Genomic DNA, 841 nt, shown 5'->3' with positions numbered 1-841 from the left:
ACTCGACTCCCCCCAATCTCTACACCGATTTCTCACCAACAGCCATGTAAAGCTGTCTGAGGATAGAATGTCCTTCCGTATTCAGCATGTTTCGCCATGCCACAGATAACTTGCCCAACGCCTTGCTGGATAAATAACCGTCACGCACCAGCTGCACAGGAATGCCTACACCCTCCGACTTTAGAAACATTTCGTACCCGAGAAGCTCACTATGAGCGCAAATGACTTCGAAATCTATTTTTCCAAGCCCGCCTTGCTTGAGCACTGTTGGCAGTTCACGACCGATTTTCGGGTTGCCGCCTTCCGCATAGCGTGCCGCACAGTAGGCATCATACAACTCTCTCAATTCTGGTACATGTGGGGTGGTCATGATGTGCATCTCGAAATCATTGTCGATGAATACGGCTCTGCCACCTGGCTTTAACAACCTCGCCACTTCACGAACCGCACCGACTGGGTCGGGTAAATGCTCCAATACGAGGCGCGTAATGGCAAAATCATAGGAATCGCTAGGTAAGCCCGTTTCCATAATCGATCCCGCGACGATCTCAAATCGATTCGATTGCTTTTGCGTCAAATAGTTTCTGGAATAATCAACGAGAAGAGGATCAATCTCCAATCCCGTCACTCTGCCATTCGGAAACGCCTGCATGACCTTTTCCATCACGAATCCTGGACCCGAGCCCAGCTCTATGACCGACATCCCATCTGTCAGACCAAACTCGATATAATGCTTCAGCTCTTTCTCCCAAAACAACTCCACCTGCGATTTCAAGCGTTCTATTTCTACCTCAACATTCGTTGCAATGTTTGCGATTTGATAAGAACCTTCCATGTTTCC

At 48.6% G+C, this 841-nt stretch carries 1 protein-coding gene; it reads right to left on the bottom strand.

Features of this window, described 5'->3' with window-relative positions; all coding sequences use genetic code 11:
- Positions 1-19: 19 nt before the first annotated feature.
- Positions 20-835 carry a methyltransferase domain-containing protein gene (locus tag HPY31_RS07950; protein ID WP_172139952.1) on the bottom strand — a complete coding sequence of 272 codons (816 nt, stop codon included), beginning with the start codon at positions 833-835 and terminating at the stop codon, positions 20-22.
- Between the last annotated feature and the right edge of the window lie 6 nt (positions 836-841).

The sequence above is a fragment of the Brevibacillus sp. HB1.3 genome (genome assembly GCF_013186635.1).
Taxonomy (GTDB): Bacteria; Bacillota; Bacilli; order Brevibacillales; family Brevibacillaceae; genus Brevibacillus; species Brevibacillus brevis_D.
The sequence above is the reverse complement of the archived record's forward strand: the minus strand, read 5'-3'. Positions and strand labels throughout refer to the sequence as shown.